Origin of the sequence: Methanobrevibacter sp. UBA212 (assembly GCF_905233225.1) — an archaeon.
Classification (GTDB): Archaea; Methanobacteriota; Methanobacteria; order Methanobacteriales; family Methanobacteriaceae; genus Methanocatella.
Map to the genome: position 1 here is coordinate 1 of NZ_CAJODJ010000057.1, position 8,713 is coordinate 8,713.

Here is an 8,713-nt window from a genome sequence, read left to right on the forward strand (position 1 = left end):
TTATAATTACTCCTATATAAAAAATGAGAGAGAGCATTTGAAAAGTAATCGAATAACGAACTCAGAGCAATTTTTCAAACCCAAAACAATTTTTCATACTCAAAGCAATTATTAAAAATCCATAAAAAAAAGTATACTGAATAAAAATTCATGACATGAAAAATCTACCAAAAAACACAAATAAAAAATAAACGCAAAAAAATAAATAAAAAAGATAGTACACCCAATAGTGCAATTCATCCACAACTTGCAGAAGTTGTGGTATTCTTGCATTTTAAAGATAATCAGGACCATATATAAAGCTTTTCGACTGCAAGTGCTTGCTTGCACATTAAATTCCCCAAAAACCATCAAAAAATCATTTGATTGTTAAAAAACTCAAATCCGTACCGATTTCCTTTTCAAATATCTCCCGCCGGCCATGGTCCCGTTAATGGATAGGTTTATTAATTTTTACATATATAGTCAATATCGTGAATTGAATGTTTTAAACATGCTAAGGACACCTTAGATTGTTCGTTTAGATTAAAACAAAAATTATCACAAAAAAGGGAGAAAAGGGTATAATGAAATACGCAAAAATCATAATCATGCTGGCGCTGGCCATCCTCATATTTGGGGCGGCAAGCGTCTGTGCAAGCGATGTAAACGATACGGCAACTGCCGATGCAGGCCAGATTGAACTGTCTGCAGCTGATGAAAGTGCCATTCCGGCACAAGGCAATGATGAAAGCAGTGCCCCGGACTCTGAAATATTGGGCGAGGACACAGGCACCTTTTCAGAATTGAATGATGAAATTCAAAAAGAGGGCAACGTTACACTCAAACATAAGTACTATAAATATGATTCGGAAAGTGCCATTAAGATAGTTGGCGATGACCGGGTTATTGACGGCAACGGTACGGTCATCGATTTGGCCGCATCAAGCAACAACACAGAAGTATTTGAAATATATGGCGCAAGAGTAACAATCAAAAACATGACCATCATAAATGCGAACTATATGATGCAGGGAGGAGCGATTTGCTTTACTGAGGAAGGTACTGTGACAAACTGTAATTTCATCAACAACCATGCTCCAAAAGGCGGTGCAATTTATTTTTTTAGGGGAGGCGAAGTTTCAAATTGTAATTTCACCAATAACACTGCTACAGCCGGCAGCGGCGGTGCAATTTACGTAGAGCACCGCGAGTTTATTGTGACAAATTGTAATTTCACCAATAACATTGCCGAAGGCGGCAGCGGCGGTGCAATCTATTACAATAATGAGTCAAGGGGAAATCTGATAGGCTCTAGCTTTAAAGACAACAAGGCAACCGGCCAGGAAAGCTATGGCGGCGCAGTTTACTTTAATAACGGAGGCAATGTGACAAGCTGCAGGTTCATTGACAATATGGCCCCTCAAAGGATTGGCGGTGCCGTCTATTTCTATGCGGGTGAAAGTTCAGTTGCCGATTCTGTCTTCATAAACAATTCCGCAGGCAATTTCGCAGCAGTCCACCTGTCATTCGCAGCGGGAAACATTTCAGGATGCCTCTTCATCAACAACACAGCCGAGTTTGGAATCGTCGGCCAGGCATGGGAATCATACGAGCAGATGAGCGTCAGCAACAACATCTTCCTCAACAATTCCGTCACACTCTATGTCATTGACTTTGCAGACAACTCAAACCTGAATGTTGACTGCAACTGGTTTGGAAGCGATGAAACCGATTATGCAAACAATCCCGATTCACCAAACTGCAGGGCATGGCTCTTTTTAAACGCAACAGCAAACCCCGATGCAATATCAGTTGGCGATGCGTCAGACATCCTCTTTAAACTGCAGATGTACAATTCAACTTCAGGAAATGTGACAAGCTACAACAACGGCCTTTTATATCCGGTCAATCTGACAGTGACTCCAGCCAAGGGCAATGCCGATAAAAAGAGCGTCAGATTAGATGAACCGCTCAGATATACAGCAACCGCCTGGGGCTGCGGCAGCATAACAGCTTCAATCGGAGATGCCGCATACACCGTCGAATTAAGAATTGCAAAGGCAAATTCAACATTGACAGTTGAGAATATGACATTCGACTATAATTCCACAGGATCTGTTCAGGTGTCATTCTTCAATGCCACAGGCGTTATTGCCAATGTCGCCGGCCATCCTGAAGCCAACGTAACAGTCAATGGAAATACAATAACCGTTTCCAACCTTGCCGCAGGAAACTACACCCTGAACGTGACAACAGCAGTTGACGACAATCACAATCCGGTAAGCAAAACCGCAGGCATTACCGTAAACAAGCTATCCGCCGAAATCATTCTGGTCAATGAAACACTTGATTTGAAAGTAAACCAGATGGGCACAGTTCCGGCGACTCTGACACCAGAGGGTGCAGGCGATCCGGAATATGTCTCCAGCAATGAAAGTGTTGTCAGGGTAGTTGATGGTTTCTACCTCGCTTCCGGCAAAGGCACTGCCATCATAACCGTTTCATTTGCAGGCAACGAGAATTACACTGCCGCTGAAAACAGGACAATAAGAGTTACCGTCACACTGAATGATGCAAGCGTCAGCGTTAAGAACAGCACCCTGGATTTGAAGGTTGGTGAGCGATTCGACCTTAATGCCACATCCGTTCCGCATTACCTGAATATCGAGTATGCCTCCAGCAACCAATCAGTTGTCAGCGTTAGCGATTACGGCATCGTTACCGCAGTGGGAGAAGGCACAGCCATCATCACACTGACTGTCGGAAACAATGAAACCTATGCTTTAAACTCCACCAACGTCACAGTGAAAGTAAGCAAAATGGCCAGCGAGATTATGCCGAATTCAGTTTCAATCGTCTACAACACTGACGAATACCTGACAATCACTTTAAAAGACGCCAACGGCAAACCTATCTCTGGAGCTAGCGTGAACGTCAACCTGAACGGCGATAAGGCATACACTACCAATGCAAACGGCCAGATCAAAGTTTCAACCAAAGGTTTAGACCCTAATGCATACACTGCAAAAGTAACATTCAACGGAAACGCCAAATATCTCCCAACTGCCAAGGACGTTAAGGTCACAGTCAAAAAGGCCAAACCGAAAATAACCGCCAAAAAGAAAACCTACAAATCCAAAAACAAAAAGAAAAGGTTCACAATAACCCTAAAGGACAACAAAGGAAAGGCAATCAAAAACGCAAAGGTAAGGCTGATAGTCAAAAAGATAACAACCAAAAAATCCAAAAAGAAAACAAAAACAACAAGAAAAAACATAGTGAAAACAAACAAAAAGGGAAAGGCAACCTTCAAGGTCAACAGAAACAAAAAGGGCAAATACCAGGCAATAATAATCTACAAGGGAAACAAGTACTACACCAAAGTCACCAAAAAAGTAAAAATAACAATCAAGTAGGCGGACAAAAATTCCACCTACAACATTTTCTTTTTTTTAATCATATTTTTATATATCCTTTAACAGATTCTAAAACAAGTGAGATTTCATTCAATTGATTATCGCTTCAAGGATTGTTTGTTAAGTGACAAACAATTATAAATTTACATTCAACAAGGTTGTGAAAATGATGAGATACAGGAAAGGGATACTGATACTGGCACTGGCCGTTTTCCTATTAAGCATAGCAGGAGCATGGGCCGGCAACACAAACGATACAGCAACAGGAGACAATTCGCCACTTGAGTTGTCTGAAGATGATATGATAAGTATAGATGAAAATGAGGACATGCTGAGCGAAAATGAAAAGACATTCGGAGATTTGAACACCACAATAAACGGAAATGGTGACTCAGACATATACCTGGATTGCGACTACAGGTATACTGAAAATGATTCCGCTTTCAATGAGGGAATCGTCATCAACCGTGATTTGAACGTCTACGGAAACGGACACGTTATAAACGGAAGCAACGAGGCAAGAATATTTAATATAATCAGCGGAAAGGTAATGTTCCATAATATAACATTCACAAATGGGAATATAGGTAAATGGACCGATGGTGGTGCCCTATACGGTGAGTGCACTGCGGTCAACTGCACATTCATACGAAATGCTGCATATCATGGTGGCGCCATGGCTGGCGGTTCAGCCGTGAACTGCACTTTCACAAAAAATACTGCGAGTAAGGGTGGTGGTGCAATATGGCAATGTTCCGCAACAAACTGCATATTCACAGAAAATGCCTCACTTCTGGGTGGCGCCATGTGGGATAGTTCTGCTGTAGATTGTATCTTCAACAACAATACCGGAAAGAGTGGCGGCGCAATACTTGAGGGTTCTGCACTAAATTGTATATTCAACGGCAACACTGCATCACAATTCGGCGGTGCCATGAGTGGCGGTTGTGCAGTAAATTGTATTTTCAACTACAACACTGTATCAGGCACGGGCGGTGCTATATATGAGGGTATAGCAATAAGTTGTAAGTTCAACGGCAACACTGCATTATTTGGCAAATCCATATATATGGATTACTATATTGACTGCATCGGTCAAGAAGATACAAATTTTGGTGATGAGTTAATTCTTAAATTTAATATGGATGATTTGATTACAACATACAACCCAAACAATAGTTTGCATATTACATTAATAAATCAAGAGTACAAGGCATTGCCTTTTATTGATGTGAAGGTCATTATTTATGAGGAAGACAATGAAATTATGAGGGGCAATTCTTTTAGTGGTGATAATTTGTATTTTAATTTGGCTGCAGGCAATTATACTGCAAAGTTAAGCGTTACAAATGACAAATTAAATGTAAATTCAACAAATATCAACTTAACCATCAATAAGGCAACACCAAAAATCGAAGTCACAGCCAGAGAAGCAACATACCCCGAAAACATCACCATCACAATAAAAACAGACATAAGCGGAAATTACACACTAACAGTTGCCAACATAACCCAAAACATAACCCTTGAAGCAAATTCAGCTAAAAACATCACAATCACAGGACTTGCAGCAAACGAAACAGGATACATCATTAACATAACACACAACAGCGAAAACTACACAGGATTCAACGACACCACAAAAGCAGTCGTACACAAGGCAACACCAAAAATCGAAGTGAACACAAACGAAGCAACATACCCCGAAAACATCACCATCACAATAAAAACAGACATAAGCGGAAATTACACACTAACAGTTGCCAACATAATCCAAAACATAACCCTTGAAGCAGGAATTGACAAAAAAATCACAATCACAGGACTTGCAGCAAACGAAACAGGATACATCATCAACATAACACACAACAGCGAAAACTACACAGGATTCAACGACACCACAAAAGCGGTTGTACACAAGGCAACACCAAAAATCGAAGTCACAGCCAGAGAAGCAACATACTCCGAAAATATCACCATCACAATAAAAACAGACATAAGCGGAGAATACATTGTAAAAGTTGGAAACATTACCCAAAACATAACCCTTGAAGCTGAAACTGGCCAAAACATCACATTTACAGGTCTTGCAGCAAACGAAACAGGATACATCATCAACATAACACACAACAGCGAAAACTACACAGGATTCAACGACACTGAAATCGTCAAGGTCAAAAAGGAGGCAACAAAAATAACCGCAGAGGACATAACAGCAACCTACAACATAAACAAGGACATTGTTATCAGACTAACCGACAGCAAAGGTCAACCGCTAACCGGTGAAATGATAACAGTCGATTTAAACGGTGCAAAAATATACATCACCGATGCAAACGGCCAGGTTAAAGTCACAACACAAGGTTTGACTCCAAAAACCTATACTGTCACAATAACCTTTGGCGGAAATGCAAACTACACACAGTCACAAGCAAGCACAAAGGCCATCATCAAAAAGGCAAAAGTCAAAATAGTTGCAAAAAACAAAAAATTCAAAGCTAAGAATGCCAAAAAATACACAATAACTCTAAAAGACAATGTTGGAAAAGCCATGAAAAAGGTAAAAGTCACAATAAAAATTGGTAAAAAAACCTACAAGGCAAAAACAAACGCCAAAGGAAAAGCAACCTTCAAAATCAAAAAGCTGACCAAAAAAGGAACCTACAAGGCAAAAGTAACATTCAAAGGAAACAAATACTACAACAAAGTCACCAAAAAAGTCAAAATCAAAATCAAGTAGGTGAAAATCTCACCTACACCATTTTTATTTTTTTAAGTCCGAAAAACCATTCAAACATTCACCCCTTCCGATTCATCCCGCCACTCTTGAAAATCCATTTCGATGAAGGAATGTTAGAAAACGCCGTCCAGTGTTTTCGTGAAGGCTTTTCGCCCAAGAAGAACATTGATCAATTAAAATACTTACATTTATATATGACATTCCATAGATGATAATACAAGAGAGTTACCTGATACGTAACCTCGAATAATTTGATGTTGTTTTAAATGTCTAAGGTAGTATTGTGAGGTCAAACTCACAATATAGACATTTAAAAAAAAAATAACTTTTTTTATGACTAATTTTAATTTAATCAAAAATTTTTAAAAATATTCGACATTCAAGGCCAACAGAAACAAAAAGGGCGAATATAAGGAAAAAGTAACATTCAAAGGAAACAAATACTACACCAGGTCACCAAAAAAGTCAAAATTAAGTATATGAAAATCTCACCTACACCATTTTCTTTTTTTGATTCCCCCAAAACCATTCAAACATTCGCCATACCTCATTCATAGTTATGTTTTTATATTTTTCTAACCTATATTTTAAACAAGTGATTTTTTGTTCAAAAAATATCATTTTAAAAGGCAAAGGGCACCTTTGCTTTATATTATTTCAGGGGTTTTAGATAATGAGATTTAAAAAGATGATGATTCCATTGATTCTTCTAGCATTCCTCATCAGCATGTCATATGCATGCGCAATCGATGCCAACGATACGCAGGCATCAAGTGATGAGCAATCTCCAATGGAATTAACGCAAACTGAAGAAATTGATTCAACCGATGAAGCCCACACAATCGGGCAGACAGAAACGAGTGAAACTTTAAATGCAAATCCAAGCACATATTCCGAACTGAGCGTCGGAAACGAAGCAGATTACACTCTCAAGTCCACCAACGTCACTGTGATCGCAAGCAAAATACCTACCGAAATAATCATTGCAAATGCTACCATGAACCTGACAGTGCTTAATTTCACTTCCGCCGGCGCTACCTTAAATCCTTCCAAAGCGGGTGATTTAAACTACACCTCAAGCAATCCCACAGTTGCTGCGATTGAAAACGGCATAATCATTCCTCTTGCCGCAGGCAATGCCACCATTACCGTTTCGTTTAACGGCAATTCCGAATATGCCGCTGCAGAAAACAGGACAATCTTTGTAACCGTCAGCCTGAATGACGTCAGCGTCACCGTTGATAACGCCACTTTGGATTTGAAAGCCGGAGACACTCACGCAATCAAGGCAACCACCATTCCTGAAATCGTGAAAGAGCATGACACCAATTATACATCAAGCAATGAGTCTGTTGCAATTGTTGATGAAAACGGCATCGTTACAGCAATCAGCAAAGGAAATGCCATCATTACCGTCACTGTAGGTGACGATGAAGTGTTTGCAAAAAATTCAACTGAGATACTCATCAGAGTAAACAATATACCTACAGAATTTAGAGCAGATGACGTTTCAACCGTTTACAACGTAAACAGATACCTGACAATCACCCTCAAAGACATCAATGGCAACCCTATCGGAAATGCCACCGTGACCGTTGATTTAAACGGCGCTAAAAACTACACAACCGATGAAAACGGTGAGATCAGAGTAGCTACAGACACCCTGTCCGCAGGCACATATACTGCAAACATCACCTTTGAAGGAAACAAAGACTACGCCAGAACAAACGCATCAGCCCATGTGACAGTTGCCAAGGATACAAGCATACTGACAGCAATCAATGTGGAAACAACATACAGCATCAGCAAAAACCTTGTCATTACCCTGACCGACAGCAGAGGAAATCTGCTTAAAGGATTTGACATGACAGTCGATTTGAACGGCGTTAAAACCTATGCCACCAACAACAACGGCCAGGCCACAATAAACATAGCCAAACTGGTGCCAAACACATACACCGCAAGGATAACCTTCAAGGAAAGCGCAAACTATCTTGAATCTGAAAAAACCGTCAAGGTAACCGTCAAAAAAGCCGCTTCAAAAATAACCGCCAAAAAGAAAACATTCAAGAAATCCGAAAAGGTCAAAAAATACACAATAACACTGAAATCCGGTAAAACTCCTATCAAAAAAGCCAAAGTAACAATAAAATTGGGCAAGAAGACCTTCAAGGCAACAACAAACGCCAAAGGCAAGGCAACCTTCAAAATCAAGAAGATGACCCAAAAGAAAAAATACAATGCGGTTATAAAATACAAAGGGGACAAATACTACACAGCTGTCACCCAAAAGGTTAAAATTAAAATCAAGTAGGTGACAAAACCTCACCTACCCCATTATTTTAAAAAAAAACTTCTTTTAAAACAATACTGCCTGAAATCATTAAAGATAAACAAAATGGAGAATGAAAGCATGAAAAAAGATTATGCTTTTCAAAAATGGTGTGTTTTCTCACCACCACATATTTAGGTTAATCATGGAGTTAAGTAATTTCAAAACTCTACTTAATAGTTTAAACAACACCATATATAAAGATTTTCGAATGCAAGTGCTTACTTACATCTTAAAACACCA

Annotated in this window: 3 protein-coding genes; all 3 read left to right on the forward strand. The window is 39.6% G+C overall.

Translation table 11 applies throughout. The annotated features are described in order from the left end of the window. The first annotated feature begins 566 nt into the window (after window positions 1-566). The 3 genes from QZ138_RS10600 (at window position 567) to QZ138_RS10610 (ending at window position 8,452) form a co-directional block, all read left to right on the forward strand. Window positions 567-3,398 (forward strand): Ig-like domain-containing protein, encoded by a 2,832-nt coding sequence (locus QZ138_RS10600; RefSeq protein ID WP_292889000.1) that lies wholly within the window; start codon window positions 567-569, stop codon window positions 3,396-3,398. 124 nt (window positions 3,399-3,522) lie between these two features. Further along, window positions 3,523-6,138 (forward strand): hypothetical protein, encoded by a 2,616-nt coding sequence (locus QZ138_RS10605; protein ID WP_292889001.1) that lies wholly within the window; start codon window positions 3,523-3,525, stop codon window positions 6,136-6,138. 673 nt (window positions 6,139-6,811) lie between these two features. After that, a complete protein-coding gene (locus QZ138_RS10610) occupies window positions 6,812-8,452 on the forward strand; it encodes an Ig-like domain-containing protein (RefSeq protein ID WP_292889002.1) in 1,641 nt (546 codons plus the stop codon). Window positions 8,453-8,713: the final 261 nt, after the last annotated feature.

Coding starts and splice junctions, on each gene's coding strand:
- QZ138_RS10600 (WP_292889000.1), top strand. CDS start 567: ATGAAATACGCAAAAATCATAATCATGCTGGCGCTGGCCATCCTCATA.
- QZ138_RS10610 (WP_292889002.1), top strand. CDS start 6,812: ATGAGATTTAAAAAGATGATGATTCCATTGATTCTTCTAGCATTCCTC.